This is a genomic window from Synechococcus sp. R6-7 (assembly GCF_047461695.1).
Lineage (GTDB): Bacteria > Cyanobacteriota > Cyanobacteriia > Thermostichales > Thermostichaceae > Thermostichus.
Genome location: NZ_JANSHS010000120.1, coordinates 1 through 15,761, shown reverse-complemented (window position 1 = coordinate 15,761; position 15,761 = coordinate 1). Strand labels below are relative to the sequence as shown.

Here is a 15,761-nt window from a genome sequence, read left to right as displayed (position 1 = left end):
GGGGGGGTGTCGGGAATCAGAGGCAGGCAAGGTGGTATCCAAAAGGAGCTGCTGCTCCACCAAGTCGTGCCAGGAGATGGTGGGCAACCCACCAGAAGGGAGTACTGCTCCAGAGGCCAGCTCCCTTGCCAGGTTTGTGTAGTACTCCGGTGGCACCTGCAGAAAGTTTACGCCTCCCTGTCGCAGCCGGCGCACACTGGCGAAGACATCTGAGCTGTGCAACGCCGCATGTTGCAGGCCAGGGCCATGATGGGCATCCAAAAACTCCTGGATCTGGGAAGCGGCACAGGTGGGCTCGTTGATGGCCAACTGGATCCCGGCTTCAGGATCTCCCACCACCACACTTTCTAGGCCAGAGGTGTTGGTGCGGATGCTATAGCGATACAGAGACCGCCAACCCAGCACCTGCCCATACCAATCTGCCGCTGCCTGCAGGGATCCCTGCTCCACGTTCAATACCAGGTGATCCCAGTGGGAAAACAGGTTCTCCTCAGCAGGGGCTGAATCGGGGATCCCTGAGCTGGGGATCAAAGAATGCCTGAGTCCATAAGGAGTGCGCAGGCACAGAGCAGGGCAGCCTTCGTCTTCTGCCGGGATCCACTCCACTTGGGCTCCTCGCCTCTGCAAAAGCTCTGCCAAGCCCAACAGCTCTTGCTCCTCCACCGCCAAGGCCACATCCACCACCCCAGGCGAATGTTGCTGCAAATAGCGATCCACCTCATCCCCGGCGTGAGCCGGCTGAGATAGGCGCAAGCGCAGGGATCCCTGACGCAGACAGAGGGTACTGCCGAGCTGTCCGTCCATTCGGAAGCCCCAAACCTGACAAAAGTGTTCCTGCCAACGGGGCAGATCCCAAAGATAGAAGTGCAGGTGATGGATCCCTTGGACGATTCGATTGGACTGGTTCATAGAGCAAGGCACTGCTAAGGCAAAGGCCGAGTATCCTGACGTTCTCACGGCAACAGACGACCTGGGCCGTCCTACCTCAGCATAGGCCCGCCATTTGCCGATGGAAAAGCGTAAAACAACGTTAAGAAGATATTAAAACAGCATTAAAAAATAGGATGAAAATAAGATTAAAAAATCACGCAACCGAAAATATCCTCAGAGCGCAAGGGACTAAAATTAAATCAGGCGAGGTGTATTTAGAACGCCTAAAAAAGAAACAGAAGAGTTGCTAAAAGCCCTTCGTAGGATCCCTATAAGCCTTGCAGAGATCTATTGGTTCTTTAGCTCTCTTTTAGAGCCTGCGTGGGGCAAAGGCTGGGGTGCTGCCTCGCCCTGTCGATAGATTATCAGGCGTAATAGCCGGGAGGATTGTTATGGTTACCAGTGTGCAGCGTTCTGTAGCATCACCTACAGAATTGAAGGCGGAACCAAGGACAGGATCCAACGCAGCCGGTCAAAAAGTTTTGAGCGATTTTGCAACGGGAGCCTGGCAGCGCTCCATCGACGTCAGAGACTTTATTCAGCGCAATTACACCCCCTACACCGGTGATGAAACCTTCTTAGCTGCAGCCACCGAGCGCACCCAGCGGCTGTGGGCCAAGGTCAAGGATTTGATGGCTCTGGAGCGAGAGCGAGGGATCCTAGATGCCGATACTGCCGTTCCCTCTACCATCACCAGCCACGCCCCTGGCTATATCGACCCAGAGCTGGAACAAATTGTGGGGCTGCAGACGGACAAACCCCTGAAGCGGGCCATCATGCCCTTTGGCGGCATCCGCGTGGTGGAGTCTTCCCTCAAAGCCTATGGCTACGAGCTGGATCCCCGCACCAAGGAAATTTTTACCCAGTACCGCAAAACCCACAACGACGGCGTTTTTGATGCTTACACCGAAGAGATGCGCCGCTGCCGCCGCTCCGGGATCATCACCGGCCTGCCCGATGCCTACGGTCGGGGTCGCATCATTGGGGACTACCGGCGGGTGGCCCTCTACGGGGTGGATCGGCTCATCGAAGACAAGCAGGCCCAAAAAGCCAGCCTAGACCTGGACACGATGGACGAAGAGACCATCCGCCTGCGGGAGGAGCTCTCCGAGCAGATTAAGGCCCTACAAGAGCTGAAAGAGATGGGATCCCGCTACGGGTTTGACCTGGGCCGTCCGGCAGCCAACGCCCGCGAAGCCATCCAATGGCTGTACCTGGCCTACCTGGCAGCCGTCAAGGAGCAAAACGGGGCGGCCATGTCCTTGGGGCGGGTGTCCACCTTCCTGGACATCTACATCGAGCGGGATCTGCAGGCCGGGATCCTCACCGAGGAAGAGGCCCAGGAGCTCATTGACCACTTTGTTATGAAGCTGCGCATGGTCAGGTTTTTGCGCACGCCCGAGTACAACGAGCTATTCAGCGGGGATCCCACCTGGGTTACCGAGTGCATCGGCGGCATGGGCCTAGATGGGCGGCCTTTGGTCACCAAAACCAGCTTCCGCATGCTGCACACCCTTTACAACCTTGGCCCAGCGCCCGAGCCCAACTTGACCGTGCTCTGGTCGGAGCGGCTGCCGGAAGCCTTCAAGCGCTACTGCGCCAAGGTCTCCATTGAAACCAGCTCCATCCAGTACGAAAACGACGACTTGATGCGCCCCTACTGGGGGGATGACTACGGCATCGCCTGCTGTGTGTCGGCCATGCGCATCGGCAAGCAGATGCAGTTTTTTGGAGCGCGGGTGAACTTGGCCAAGTGCCTGCTCTATGCCATCAACGGCGGTCGGGATGAGATCTCCGGCGAGCAGGTGGCTCCTGCTTTCGCCCCCATCACCGCCGATGTCCTGGACTACGACGAGGTGTGGCCGCGCATGGCGCAGATGATGGCCTGGCTGGCCAAAACCTACGTCAACACCATGAACATCATCCACTACATGCACGACAAGTACTGCTACGAGCGCCTGGAGATGGCCCTGCACGACCGGGACGTGCTGCGCACCATGGCCTTTGGGTTGGCCGGCCTGTCGGTAACAGCCGACTCCCTATCCGCCATCAAATACGCGCGGGTACGGGCCATCCGGGATGAGCGGGGCCTAGTGGTGGATTACGCGGTGGAGGGCGACTTCCCCAAATACGGCAACAACGACGACCGAGTTGACTCCATTGCGGTGCAACTGGTGCAGACCTTCATGGCCGAGCTGCGCAAGCACAAGACCTACCGCAATGCCATCCCCACCCAGTCCATCCTCACCATCACCTCCAACGTGGTCTACGGCAAGAAAACCGGCAACACCCCCGACGGGCGGCGAGCGGGCGAGCCCTTTGCCCCAGGGGCCAACCCCATGCATGGCCGGGATAGCAAAGGAGCGGTGGCGTCGCTAGCTTCGGTGGCCAAGCTGCCCTATGCCGACGCTCTGGATGGGATCTCCAACACCTTCTCGATTGTGCCGGCGGCCCTAGGTCGCACAGCGGAGGAGCGGGTTGCCAATCTAGTGGGGCTGCTGGATGGCTACATGCGGGATGGCGGTTTCCACCTCAACGTCAATGTTCTCAACCGCGAGACCCTGCTGCATGCCATGGAGCACCCGGAGCTCTACCCACAGCTCACCATCCGGGTTTCCGGCTATGCGGTGAACTTCATCAAGCTCACCCGCGAGCAGCAACTGGATGTCGTTAACCGCACGTTCCATCAACACTGCTAAAAGACCAGCCTGGGGATCCCTGAAGTCCGCCCATACCGGGGTCGATGGAAGGGATCCCCCATCGATAACCGAGGAGGCCCGATGATCATGACTGTTTGTAGCGCTGCGGATCTGGTCAGCCAGTATGCCTCAGGACGGCGCGATTTTCGGGAGATCGATTTGCAGGGGGCTGAGCTGCAGGGGATCCATTTGGCTGGCGCCGATCTCAGCTATGCCGATTTCAGTGGGGCCAACTTGGCGGGGGCCAATTTGCGGGGGTGCGATCTCAGCTATGCCGACTTCAGCGGAGCTAACCTATCGGGAGCCGATTTGCGGGGATGTCTCCTCTTTGGCAGCAATTTCCGAGGGGCGCTCTTAGAAGGAGCCTTGTTGGATCACGCAGATGTCGATGCCTATACCCATTTCCCGAAGGATTTCGATCCCAAGGCCCACCGCCTGCACGGCATCTACGGTGGATACCTCCGTGCCTAGCCCACACGACCCATCGGTCTGAGCTGGGTGGGATCCCCAAGCTGACCTTTTGGCTTTTTATCCCGCCTTCTCCCTGCCAGCCAGGATAGCAGCGGTCTAGCTAAAAGACCCTAGGGATCTAAAAAAATCTAGTCCCAACCTAATCCAAAGAGAAATGGAAACTGTGTTCTATTTAACCTGAGTTAGCAATCTGGAAGAAAACCTCAAGATTGATTGATATTTTGCAAAAGTCATCCAGGATAAAAGTATGGATACCGTTATGAACCCCCTGACACCAATTGCTGGGCGCATTCACTCGGTGGAAACCTGTGGCACCGTCGATGGGCCAGGAATCCGCTTCGTAATTTTTACACAGGGTTGTCCACTTCGCTGTTTGTATTGCCACAACCCCGACTGTCGGGATCCGGAGGCGGGACAGCTTGTTACGGTTGAGTCTTTAATTGCCGAGATCCAACGTTACAAGAATTACTTGCGAGGGGGGGGAGTTACGGCTACCGGGGGAGAGCCTTTAATGCAACCCACCTTTGTAGCTGAGATCTTCCGTCGCTGTCATGAGTTGGGCTTGCACACGGCTTTGGATACTTCTGGCTATGGGCAACTGGAAGCAGCCAAGCCTGTGTTGGAGCATACAGATTTGGTGTTGCTGGATATCAAGTCTTATCTGCCGGAGCTGTATCGAAAGGTCACCGGCGTTTCGCTAGAACCCACTCTTAATCTGGCCCGCTATTTAGACCAGATCCACAAGCCTACCTGGATTCGTTTTGTGCTGGTTCCCGGCTTGACGGATCCCGAGGAAAACATTAAGGGTCTGGCCGAGTTTGTGGCCACCTTATCCAACGTGGAGCGAGTGGAAGTTTTGCCCTTTCACAAGATGGGGGAATACAAATGGCAGCAATTGGGATTGCCTTACACCCTTGCCGATGTCGATCCACCCACACCCGAACAGGTGAATCACGCCTTACAAATCTTTCGGGATCAAGGACTGGTGGCTATTTGACAATTCTGCAGTTGCGGCTTGGGTCAGCATAGCCAGGTCACGCTTAGATCCGAAGTGATTCACAGTTAATCTCTGCACCGTCTCCAGATTGGCCCTGAGCTGACTGGAATCCAAGTTGATCCCCAGGCTAACTTTACGGACTCTATGTGAACTGAAGAATACCCCAAGAGGAGGGATCCCCAATGGAAGTTTGCGTCACCTACCGCGATGGCGTTCAGTTTCAAGCAGAAAGTCGAGGGCACCGCATTCTCAGCGATCAGCCTTTGGACAATCACGGTCGAGATCAGGGAATGACGCCGCCGGAATGGTTTCTGGCTTCTCTGGGCGCCTGTGTTGGTTTTTATGCCGTCAAATATCTGGAAGCTCGGCAGTTGGATCCCAGTGGGTTGGCTGTGGTGGTCACGGCGGAGAAAGTTGAGCATCCGGCTCGCCTAGACAACATTCACATTCGTGTAAAAACTGGGATCCCGCTGGACGGAAGGCATCAAAAGGGGCTGGAAAAAGCAGTTGATGCCTGCATCATTCACAATACGCTCACCCATCCTCCCACCCTGACCACCGAAATCCAAGTTCCTGCTCCTGTTGGCGCCTAGATTGCCATTCGGGTTATTCGACTATTTCCAACTATCCGATTGTCAATTGTTCCTATCGTCTAAGTCTTGATGAGTTTTGGAGGGATCCACCGATGCCAGTAACCAATCTAGCCGAGCTGGAAACCTTGATCCAGCAGGTGAAGGCTGCCCAAGCTGAATATGCAACTTTCACCCAAGAACAGGTAGACCGGATTTTTCACAGAGCCGCTCTGGCTGCCAACAACGAACGGATCCCGTTGGCCAAGCTGGCGGTACAGGAAACCGGCATGGGTATTGTGGAGGACAAGGTGATCAAAAATCACTTTGCCTCGGAATACATTTACAACAAATACAAACACGAGAAAACCTGCGGGGTTATCGAGCGGGATGAGAGCTTTGGCTACGAGCGCATTGCTGAACCAGTAGGGCTTTTGGCAGGTATTGTGCCGGTAACCAACCCTACCTCGACGACAATTTTCAAGGCTCTGATCACCCTCAAAACCCGCAACGGCATTATCTTTTCCCCTCATCCCCGCGCCAAAAAATGTACTATTGCCGCAGCCAAAGTGGTTAAGGAAGCCGCCGAGGCAGCGGGTGCTCCCGTGGGGCTCATTGGCTGGATCGATGAGCCCACCATCGAGCTGTCCCAGGCTTTGATGCAGCATCCTGAGGTGAAGCTGATCTTGGCTACCGGCGGGCCTGGCATGGTTAAAGCGGCCTACTCTTCGGGCCACCCGTCTTTGGGGGTGGGAGCGGGCAATACCCCGGCAGTGATCGATGCCAGTGCCGACATCCCCACAGCCGTCAGCTCGATTCTGTTGAGCAAGACCTTCGACAACGGCATGATCTGTGCCTCAGAACAGGCAGTGGTGGTGGTGGATGCCATCTACGAGCAGGTCAAGGCCGAGTTTCGCCATCGGGGGGCCTACATTTTGGATCTGGAACAAACCGAAGCCGTGCGCCGCATCCTTCTCAAAGACGGTCGCCTCAATCCGGCCATTGTGGGCCAGTCGGTGCAGACCATCGCTGCCCTGGCCGGTATCCAGGTACCCGAAGGCACCAAACTGCTGATTGGGGAAGTGGAGAAGGTGGGGCCGGAGGAGCCCTTCTCCTACGAAAAATTGGCCCCTGTTCTGGCCCTCTACCGCGCCAACGATTTCCACAGCGCCGTAGATGTTGCTGTCCAACTGGTCAATTTCGGCGGGCGGGGACACACCTCTGTTTTGTACACAGATCCCGCCAATCGAGACGATATTGCCTACTTTGAGAATGCCCTACAAACGGCGCGAGTGTTGATCAATACTCCCTCTTCCCAGGGGGCAATCGGGGATCTCTACAACTTCAAGCTGGATCCCTCTCTGACCTTGGGCTGTGGCACTTGGGGAGGCAATTCGATCTCCGAGAATGTGGGGCCGCGCCACCTGCTCAACATTAAAACGGTAACCCAACGTCGGGAAAACATGCTCTGGTTTCGGATCCCGCCCAAGATTTACTTCAAGCCCGGATGTCTGCCTATTGCTCTGCGGGAATTGGCCGGCAAAAAACGCGCCTTTTTGGTGACCGATAAGCCGCTCTTTGAGTTGGGCATATTGCATCCCATCACCCAGGTTTTGGATGAGATTCGCGTGAGCTGGGATGTGTACCACGATGTAGAGCCGGATCCCACCCTCAGCAACGTCAATCGCGGTCTGGAGCAGTTGCGCCAGTTTCAACCGGATGTGATTATTGCGGTCGGTGGGGGATCCCCGATGGATGCGGCCAAGGTGATGTGGCTGATGTACGAGCAGCCCCAGGTGGAGTTTGATGGCTTGGCGATGCGCTTTATGGACATCCGCAAGCGGGTTTACGAGCTGCCGCCACTGGGGCAAAAAGCTCAGCTCATCTGCATCCCCACCACTTCCGGCACGGGATCCGAGGTGACGCCCTTTGCCGTAGTGACCGATGACCGGGTGGGGATCAAATACCCCCTGGCGGACTACGCCCTCACCCCCACCATGGCCATTGTGGATCCGGATCTCACCTTAAAGATGCCCAAGAAGCTAACGGCTTACGGCGGCATCGATGCCCTCACCCATGCTCTGGAAGCCTATGTGTCGGTGATGGCCAGCGATTTTACCGATGGGCTGGCATTACAAGCCATCAAGCTGCTCATGACCTACTTGCCGCGGGCCTATGAAAAAGGTGCTGCAGATCCAGAAGCCCGAGAAAAAGTTCACTACGCCGCCACCATTGCCGGCATGGCCTTTGCCAACGCCTTTTTGGGGGTGTGCCACTCCCTGGCCCACAAGCTGGGATCCACCTTCCATCTGCCCCACGGCCTGGCCAATGCCCTGATGATTACCCACGTCATCCGCTACAACGCCACCGACGCCCCCTTTAAGCAGGCCATTTTTCCCCAATACCGCTATCCCAACGCCAAGCACCGCTACGCTGAAATTGCCGATTACCTGCAGTTGGGCGGGGCGGATGACGATGAAAAGGTCATGCGCCTCATCGAGGCCATCGAAGAACTCAAGCGGAAACTGGGGATCCCGGCCACCATTCGCGAGGCCCTGGGGGAGAAAGAGCGGGAGTTTTACGACCGTCTGGAGGCGATGGCGGAGCAAGCCTTTGACGACCAATGCACCGGCGCCAACCCCCGCTATCCCCTCATTCAAGACATGAAGGAGCTGTACGTTTTGGCCTATCGGGGCTGCCGGGTGGATTCTGCCCTCTACCACCAGCCGGAACCAGTGTTGGCCTAAGGAGTAGGGTATGTGGCAACGACTGGATCCCAGTGTGGATATCTGGAGGGCCCGATCCCATCCCCTGAATCCCATTTTTCTGCCCCGTTCGGTGGCGGTGGTGGGGGCCACGGAGCGGGAGGGCAGCGTGGGGCGGACGGTGTTGTGGAACCTCATTAGCCACCCCTTTGGCGGCACGGTTTACCCGGTCAATCCCAAGCGGCACCAGGTGTTGGGGATCCGGGCCTACGAGCGGCTGTCCGCTCTGCCGGAGCCGGTGGATCTGGCCATTATCGCCATTCCGGCAGCGGGGGTGCCCAAGGTGGTGCAGGAGTGCGTAGAAGCCGGGGTCAAGGGCGCCATTGTTCTTTCAGCAGGCTTCAAGGAAACGGGCCCTGCTGGCTGGGAGCTGGAGAAGCAAATTCAGCAGACTATCCAATCGCGTCAGCGGGACGGAGTCCTTGGGAAGCTGCGCTTGATTGGCCCCAACTGCCTGGGGATCCAAAACCCCCACACGGGCTTAAACGCCACCTTTGCTGCCCAGATGGCCCGGCCCGGCAATGTGGGCTTCATCAGCCAAAGTGGGGCCCTGTGCACCTCGATCCTGGACTGGAGCCTGCAGGAAAATGTGGGCTTCAGTGCCTTTATCTCTCTGGGATCGATGCTGGATGTGGGCTGGGGAGACTTAATCGACTACTTGGGCGAGGATCCCCATACCCACAGCATTGTCTTGTACATGGAATCCATCGGGGATGCCCGCTCTTTTCTGTCCGCGGCCCGAGAGGTGGCCCTGAGCAAGCCCATCATTGTCATCAAGGCGGGGCGCACCCAGGCGGCAGCCCAAGCAGCCGCTTCCCACACGGGCTCCCTCACCGGCAGCGATGCGGTTTTGGATGCGGCCTTCCGCCGTTGCGGCGTGCTGCGGGTGGATCACATTGAAGATCTCTTCGACCTGGCGGAGGTGCTGGCCAAACAGCCCCGTCCTCAGGGCCCTCACCTGACCATCCTCACCAATGCCGGCGGGCCAGGGGTGCTGGCCACCGATGCCCTCATCCGCGCCGGGGGATCCCTGGCCGAGCTTTCTCCCCAAACCCTGGAGCAGCTTAACCAGCTCTTGCCCCCCCACTGGAGCCACGGCAACCCCATCGATATCCTGGGCGATGCCGATCCGGAGCGCTTTGCCCAAGTTTTGGAAGTGGTGTTGCGGGATCCCGGCAGCCAGGGCTGTCTGGTCATCCTCACCCCCCAAGCCATGACGGATCCCACCCGCACGGCTGAGAAAGTGGTGGAGACCTGGCGGCGCAGCGGATCCCGGCAGCCCATTCTGGCCAGTTGGATGGGGGGAGCTGGCGTGGATGCGGGCGAGCACATCCTCAACCAAGCCGGGATCCCCACCTACCGCTACCCGGATCAAGCGGCGCGGGTGTTTAGCCATCTGTGGCGCTTTAGTGACAACCTCAAGGCCCTCTACGAAACCCCCACCCTGGCTCCCACCAGGCCAGTGGAGCAGGAAAAAGTGCAGCAAACCCTTGCCCAGGCGAGGCGGGAAGGCCGCACGCTTCTCACGGAGGTCGAATCTAAGGAAATCCTGGCCGCCTACGGGATCCCCGTGGTGCCGACGCGGGTGGCCGAGAGCCCCGAAGCGGCGGTGGAAGCTGCCGAGGCCATGGGTTACCCGGTGGTGGTGAAACTCTACTCCCACACCCTCACCCACAAAACCGATGTGGGCGGCGTGCAGCTCAACCTGCCCGATGCTGAGGCGGTGCGCCGGGCCTTCGGGCAAATCCTCCGCAACGTCAGCGAGAAAGCGGGGCCGGAGCACTTCCAGGGGGTCACGGTGCAGCCGATGGTGGACACGGATGGCTATGAGCTGATCCTGGGGAGCAGCCAGGATCCCCAATTTGGGCCGGTGTTGCTGTTTGGCAGTGGCGGACAACTGGTGGAGGTGTTTCAGGATCGCTCCATTGGCCTTCCCCCCCTCAACACCACCTTGGCGCGGCGCCTGATGGAAAACACCCTCATCTACAAGGCCCTCAGGGGGGTACGCGGACGCCCAGCTGTCGATCTGGAGGCCCTGGAACAGCTCTTGGTGCGCTTTAGCCAACTGGTGGCCGAGCAGCGGGAGATTAAAGAGATCGACATCAATCCGCTGCTGGCTTCCAGCGAGGGCCTGCTGGCTTTGGATGCCCGCGTCATTTTGCGAACCGAGCAGGATCCCCAGGTGCCCTTGGCCATCCGCCCCTATCCCACCCAGTACATCTGGAGCTTCCGGGACGGCATCACCATTCGCCCCATTCGCCCTGAAGACGAGCCTTTGGTGATCGATTTTCACCGCCACGTCTCCGATTACAGCGTCTATCTGCGCTACTTCCACCCGATCAAATACAGCGTCCGCATCGCCCACGAGCGCCTTACCCGCATTTGCTTTAACGATTACGACCGCGAGATTGCCTTAGTAGCAGAAAAACAGGAGCCAGAGGCCAATCGCGTCAGCGGGACGAAGTCCTTAATCCTCGGCATCAGCCGCCTCTCCAGAAAACATGGCTTTCCCCAAGAAGCAGAGTTTGCCATGCTGGTGGCGGATCCCTACCAACGGCAAGGGATTGGCACAGAGCTGTTGACCCGCCTGATTCAGGTGGCCCGCTGCGAAGGGATCCAGCGCCTCACCGGCGAGGTTCTTGGCGAAAACGAGGCCATGCGCCGCCTGTGTCAGCGGCTGGGGTTCCAGTTGCACCCTTCTCCAGAGGATCCTGGCATTCTCAAGGCCACGCTGGATCTCGCTGTCGATGCGGCGATCCCCACCCCCTGTCCTGCCTAGGGATCCTTAAATAAAAACGGTTTGCCGACCGGCTTACCGTAGAATAGGAACAAGGGCCTGCTCCTTCCGCCTACAGCAAGCGGAGCCCCTCTGTCGGAGAGAGGCTGGGGGCGAGGGCGGCCCGAGGTTTTGAGGACGGCTATGGAGGTTACAAAGACAGGCGGGATCCAGAGGCTGCTGGCGAGCGGGGGACGGTGGCTGGGGATGGGATCCCTGCTGCTCTGCCTTCTGCTTGGCCTTGGCGGCTGTGGCCGAGGGGGGGGATTGCAGGGGGAAGTCAGGATCCTCCTCGCTTCTTTTGCGGTGACGCGGGATGCCTACCGGCAGATCATCCCTGCTTTTGAGGCCGATTGGCTGGCGAAAACGGGGCAACGGGTGCGCGTAGAAAGCAGCTACGGCGGCTCGGCAACGCAGTCGCGGGCAGTTATTGACGGGCTGGATGCCGATGTGGTGGCCTTGGCCCTAGCTTTGGATGTGGAGCGCATCGTGGCTGCGGGTCTCATCCAGCCGGGGTGGGAAGCCCGCACCCCCAACCAAGGGATCGTCACCCGCTCGGTGGCGGTGATTGTAACGCGGGAGGGCAACCCCCAAGGGATCCGCTCTTGGCAAGATCTGGCTCGGCCCGGCTTGCAGGTGGTTACCGCCAACCCCAAGACCTCAGGGGGCGCCCGCTGGAACTTTTTAGCCCTCTGGAGCGCTGTCCCTGAACCCCAGGCTCTGGCCTTCACCACCCAGGTCTACAAGAATGTCCGCATTTTGCCGCGGGACTCACGAGAGGCCACCGATGTTTTTTTCCAAAAAGGGCAAGGGGATGCCCTGCTCACCTACGAACATGAGGTGATCTTGGCCAGCCTGCGCGGCCAATCCCTGTTCTATGTGGTGCCGGATCCCAACATTTCCATCGACAACCCCGTAGCCGTGGTGGATGCCAATGTGGATCGCAAAGGCACCCGTGCCGTGGCCGAAGCCTTTGTGGACTACCTATTCACCCCAGAAGCGCAGCGGGCCTTTGCCGAGGTGGGCTTTCGCCCGGTAGAACCCACAGTGGCCCAAGAGTTTGCCTGGCGTTACCCTCCTGTTGAGAAGCGGGTTACCGTCGCCGACCTGGGCGGATGGGAGGTTGTCCAAAGCCGCTTTTTTGCCGATGGGGCCTTGTTTGACCGCATCCAAGCTCAGTTGTAGGGAGTCTCCCTTGTTTTGGATCCCCATTCAAGTTATCTTGGGAGCTGTATCAACGGTTTGTTGACAGGTTTACCGTAGATTAGCCGCGGGTTTAACTTCCCTCACCCTCTCCAGAAGACTCAGCCGGCAACCATCCAGCAACTTCTCAGGCAAACCACTAGCTAGGCAGAACCTATGGGTATCACCATCGAAGGGGTATCGAAGCGTTTTGGGCAGTTTCAGGCCCTTCACCCCACCGATCTCACCATTCCCACGGGATCCCTGGTTGCCCTCTTGGGGCCATCGGGTTCTGGCAAATCCACCCTGCTGCGCCTGATTGCCGGCCTAGAAAAGCCGGATACGGGGCGGATTTCCCTCACCGGGCGGGATGCTACCCATGCCAGCGTCCAGGAGCGCAACATTGGTTTTGTTTTTCAGCACTACGCCCTGTTCAAGCACATGACGGTGCGGCAGAACATCGCCTTTGGCTTGGAGATCCGCAAGGCTTCACGGGCCGAGATTCGGGCACGGGTGGATGAGCTGCTGGAGCTGGTGCAGCTATCGGGGTTCGGGGATCGCTACCCCTCTCAACTCTCTGGGGGGCAGCGGCAGCGGGTGGCCCTGGCCCGCGCTTTGGCGGTGGAGCCGCAGGTGTTGCTGTTGGATGAGCCCTTTGGGGCCCTGGATGCCAAAGTCCGCAAAGAGCTGCGCAAGTGGTTGCGGCGCCTGCACGATGAGGTGCATGTGACAACGGTATTTGTAACCCATGATCAAGAGGAAGCCATGGAGGTGGCGGATCAGATCGTGGTGATGAACCAGGGGCGGATCGAACAGGTGGGATCCCCGGCAGAAATCTATGACCATCCAGCTACACCCTTTGTGATGAGCTTTGTCGGCCCGGTCAACGAGCTTTCTCCCCGCTCCCAACTCTTTTGCCAGCTTCCCGAGGTGCAGGCCGGCCCGCATCAGCTTTTTTTGCGCCCCCACGATGTGCAGATTGAGGTCAACCCCGGCAGCAGTGGTGTTTCTGCCCGCGTTAAGGAGATCATCCACCTGGGTCGGGAGATTCAGGCGGAGCTGATTCTTAGCGATGGCGGATCCCTGTGGGCCCATCTCAGCCGCGAGCAATATGCCAACCAACCCCTGCAGGTGGGGCAGCAGGTCTATGTGCGCCCCAAGGTGGTGAAAGCCTTTCCCGTCAAAAAAACCGAGATGACCGCAATGCCGGTGGGAGCTTGAGAAACGTTGCTGCAAGCTTTGTCTCAACTGTCTTGGCCGTGGCGGCTGACCCTGGGCTATCTCTTCTTGATGTTGGTTCTGCCGCTGGCTGCCTTGATTGCCAAGTCCAGCAGCGTGGGCTGGGCGGAGTTTTGGCGGATCGCGACGGATCCCGTGGCCCTCTCCGCCTATGAAGTTACTTTTGTAACCGCGTTGCTGGCGGCTCTGATCAACGGCGTGATGGGCACCCTGACTGCCTGGGTGCTGGTGCGCTACGCCTTCCCCGGCAAAAAGCTTCTCGAGGGGTTGATCGATCTGCCGTTTGCTTTGCCCACCGCCGTGGCCGGCCTCACCCTGGCAACGGTTTACAGCAGCAACGGCTGGATTGGATCCCTTTTGGCCCCTTTGGGGATCCGCATCTCCTTTACCCGCTTGGGGGTGGGGGTGGCGATGCTGTTTATTTCTTTTCCCTTTGTGGTGCGGACGGTGCAGCCGGTGTTGCAGGAGCTGGAGAAAGATGTAGAAGAGGCAGCCTGGAGTTTGGGGGCTTCCCGCTTTCAGACCTTCCGACGGGTGGTGCTGCCCCAGATTCTGCCGGCAGTGCTCACCGGGGTAGCCCTAGGGTTTTCCCGCGCCGTTGGGGAATACGGCTCTGTGGTGATCATTGCTTCCAGCATTCCCTTTCGGGACTTGATTGCGGCGGTGCTGGTGATTCAGCGGCTGGAACAACACGACTATGCCGGGGCAACGGTGATCGGAACGGTGATGTTGGGGATCTCTTTCCTGTCGCTGGTGGTAATTAATCTTCTGCAAGCCTGGGGAAGCCGCCATGAAACCTAAGGGGGTATCGGGTGTCAAGCCGGAGCCATCGACAAACCCTTGGCTGTCGGGCCTGTTGATCGGGATCGTCGGGCTTTACATCGCGCTGCTGCTCGGGATCCCGGTGGTGAACATCTTCTATCAGGCGTTTCGAGAAGGGATCCCAGCCTTTCTCCATCGCCTGACAGAGCGGGAGTTGCTCAGTGCCCTGCGGTTGACGGTGCTAACCGCCCTGGTCGTTGTGCCCCTCAATACCTTTTTCGGCCTCTGTGCTGCCTTGGCCATTGCTCATCGGCGTTTTCCGGGGCGGGCGCTGCTGCTGAGCCTGATCGATCTGCCCTTTTCCATTTCCCCGGTGGTGGCTGGCCTAATGCTGGTGCTCATCTTCGGGCGTCAGGGTTGGCTGGGATCCTGGAACTTGCGGGTTATCTTTGCCTTTCCGGGCATTGTGTTGGCAACGGCTTTCATCACCCTTCCTTTTGTGGCGCGGGAAGTGTTGCCGGTGTTGGAGGAGGCAGGCACCGACCAGGAAGAAGCCGCCAAAACGCTGGGGGCGACCCCCTGGCAGATCTTCTGGAGAATCACCCTGCCCAACATCCGCTGGGGCCTTCTGTACGGCGTCATCTTGACCAATGCCCGCGCCATGGGGGAGTTCGGCGCTGTGGCTGTGGTTTCCGGCAACATCATTGGCCGCACCCAGACCTTGCCCCTGTTCGTGGAAGATGCCTACCGCAGTTATGCCACCGGCTCAGCCTATGCGGCGGCGGTGGTGCTCTCCTTGCTGGCGGTGGTAACCCTAGTGGCTAGGGAGTTCCTTGAGCGGGGATCCCATTCCCGCCGGATCTTTTGATCCGTCAGGGTGTGGATCAGACGGGCTCGGTGAGGATCTCTGGCAGACAAACCTTAGTGCCCCCCAGGCCGCAGTAGCCGCGCGGATTCTTGGCCAGATATTGCTGGTGGTAGTCTTCGGCGTAGTAAAACTCAGGCGCGTCTAAGATCTCGGTGGTGATCTGGCCGTAGCCGTGGGCGGTCAGGGCCTGCTGATAGAGATCGCGGGTTTTTTCCGCCAGCTCCCGCTGCGCCGGAGAATACACATAGATGCCGGAGCGGTATTGGGTGCCCACATCATTGCCCTGGCGCATCCCCTGGGTAGGGTCGTGATTTTCCCAAAACACCTTCAGCAGTTGGGCATAGCTGACCTGAGCTGGGTCGTAAACCACCCGCACCACCTCGTTGTGGCCAGTCAGGCCAGTACAGACCTCTTCATAGGTGGGGTTGGGGGTAAACCCGCCAGCGTAGCCCACCGCCGTGCTGAACACCCCTGGCACCTGCCAAAACTTGCGCTCTGCCCCC

The 15,761-nt window shown here is 58.7% G+C and carries 12 protein-coding genes; 10 read left to right on the top strand and 2 right to left on the bottom strand.

The annotated features are described in order from the left end of the window. A partial coding sequence (locus tag NW815_RS04290) for a VOC family protein (RefSeq protein WP_414415747.1) occupies positions 1-909 on the bottom strand: 909 nt, incomplete at its 3' end. A 413-nt stretch (positions 910-1,322) separates the two neighbouring features. On the opposite strand from NW815_RS04290, the gene pflB reads away from it, so the two are divergent. From pflB to cysW, 10 genes are all read left to right on the top strand, one after another. Further along, complete coding sequence (gene pflB, locus NW815_RS04285; protein WP_414388697.1) at positions 1,323-3,629, top strand: formate C-acetyltransferase; 2,307 nt, start codon at positions 1,323-1,325, stop codon at positions 3,627-3,629. A gap of 87 nt (positions 3,630-3,716) precedes the next feature. Next, positions 3,717-4,100, top strand: a complete 384-nt coding sequence (locus NW815_RS04280) for a pentapeptide repeat-containing protein (RefSeq protein ID WP_414388699.1) — start codon at positions 3,717-3,719, stop codon at positions 4,098-4,100. Between the two features lie 247 nt (positions 4,101-4,347). Then, positions 4,348-5,097: a pyruvate formate-lyase-activating protein gene (pflA, locus tag NW815_RS04275; RefSeq protein WP_414415746.1), complete on the top strand. Its 750-nt coding sequence runs from the start codon at positions 4,348-4,350 to the stop codon at positions 5,095-5,097. Positions 5,098-5,279: 182 nt separating this feature from the next. Next, positions 5,280-5,690, top strand: coding sequence for an OsmC family protein (locus NW815_RS04270; RefSeq protein WP_414389091.1), 411 nt, complete (start codon positions 5,280-5,282; stop codon positions 5,688-5,690). A 92-nt stretch (positions 5,691-5,782) separates the two neighbouring features. Further along, on the top strand, positions 5,783-8,413 hold the full coding sequence (gene adhE / locus NW815_RS04265; RefSeq protein ID WP_414389089.1) for a bifunctional acetaldehyde-CoA/alcohol dehydrogenase: 2,631 nt from the start codon (positions 5,783-5,785) through the stop codon (positions 8,411-8,413). A gap of 10 nt (positions 8,414-8,423) precedes the next feature. Then, positions 8,424-11,210 (top strand): GNAT family N-acetyltransferase, encoded by a 2,787-nt coding sequence (locus NW815_RS04260; RefSeq protein ID WP_414389088.1) that lies wholly within the window; start codon positions 8,424-8,426, stop codon positions 11,208-11,210. Between the two features lie 141 nt (positions 11,211-11,351). After that, on the top strand, positions 11,352-12,392 hold the full coding sequence (locus NW815_RS04255) for a sulfate ABC transporter substrate-binding protein (RefSeq protein ID WP_414389086.1): 1,041 nt from the start codon (positions 11,352-11,354) through the stop codon (positions 12,390-12,392). Positions 12,393-12,566: 174 nt separating this feature from the next. Beyond that, positions 12,567-13,610, top strand: a complete 1,044-nt coding sequence (locus NW815_RS04250; protein ID WP_414343938.1) for a sulfate/molybdate ABC transporter ATP-binding protein — start codon at positions 12,567-12,569, stop codon at positions 13,608-13,610. Positions 13,611-13,616: 6 nt separating this feature from the next. After that, positions 13,617-14,429 carry a sulfate ABC transporter permease subunit CysT gene (cysT, locus tag NW815_RS04245; protein WP_414330111.1) on the top strand — a complete coding sequence of 271 codons (813 nt, stop codon included), beginning with the start codon at positions 13,617-13,619 and terminating at the stop codon, positions 14,427-14,429. Next, positions 14,419-15,258 (top strand): sulfate ABC transporter permease subunit CysW, encoded by an 840-nt coding sequence (gene cysW / locus NW815_RS04240; RefSeq protein WP_414389084.1) that lies wholly within the window; start codon positions 14,419-14,421, stop codon positions 15,256-15,258. The genes cysT and cysW overlap by 11 nt, the downstream gene beginning before the upstream one ends. A 16-nt stretch (positions 15,259-15,274) precedes the next feature. On the opposite strand, the gene msrA is transcribed toward cysW, so the two are convergent. Further along, positions 15,275-15,761, bottom strand: a 487-nt coding sequence (gene msrA / locus NW815_RS04235; RefSeq protein WP_414415745.1) for a peptide-methionine (S)-S-oxide reductase MsrA, incomplete at its 5' end; no start/stop codon positions are given.

Excerpts from the sequence above, each read along its gene's own strand:
- pflB (WP_414388697.1), top strand. The coding sequence starts at position 1,323 with ATGGTTACCAGTGTGCAGCGTTCTGTAGCATCACCTACAGAATTGAAG.
- NW815_RS04280 (WP_414388699.1), top strand. The coding sequence starts at position 3,717 with ATGACTGTTTGTAGCGCTGCGGATCTGGTCAGCCAGTATGCCTCAGGA.
- pflA (WP_414415746.1), top strand. The coding sequence starts at position 4,348 with ATGGATACCGTTATGAACCCCCTGACACCAATTGCTGGGCGCATTCAC.
- NW815_RS04270 (WP_414389091.1), top strand. The coding sequence starts at position 5,280 with ATGGAAGTTTGCGTCACCTACCGCGATGGCGTTCAGTTTCAAGCAGAA.
- adhE (WP_414389089.1), top strand. The coding sequence starts at position 5,783 with ATGCCAGTAACCAATCTAGCCGAGCTGGAAACCTTGATCCAGCAGGTG.
- NW815_RS04260 (WP_414389088.1), top strand. The coding sequence starts at position 8,424 with ATGTGGCAACGACTGGATCCCAGTGTGGATATCTGGAGGGCCCGATCC.
- NW815_RS04255 (WP_414389086.1), top strand. The coding sequence starts at position 11,352 with ATGGAGGTTACAAAGACAGGCGGGATCCAGAGGCTGCTGGCGAGCGGG.
- NW815_RS04250 (WP_414343938.1), top strand. The coding sequence starts at position 12,567 with ATGGGTATCACCATCGAAGGGGTATCGAAGCGTTTTGGGCAGTTTCAG.
- cysW (WP_414389084.1), top strand. The coding sequence starts at position 14,419 with ATGAAACCTAAGGGGGTATCGGGTGTCAAGCCGGAGCCATCGACAAAC.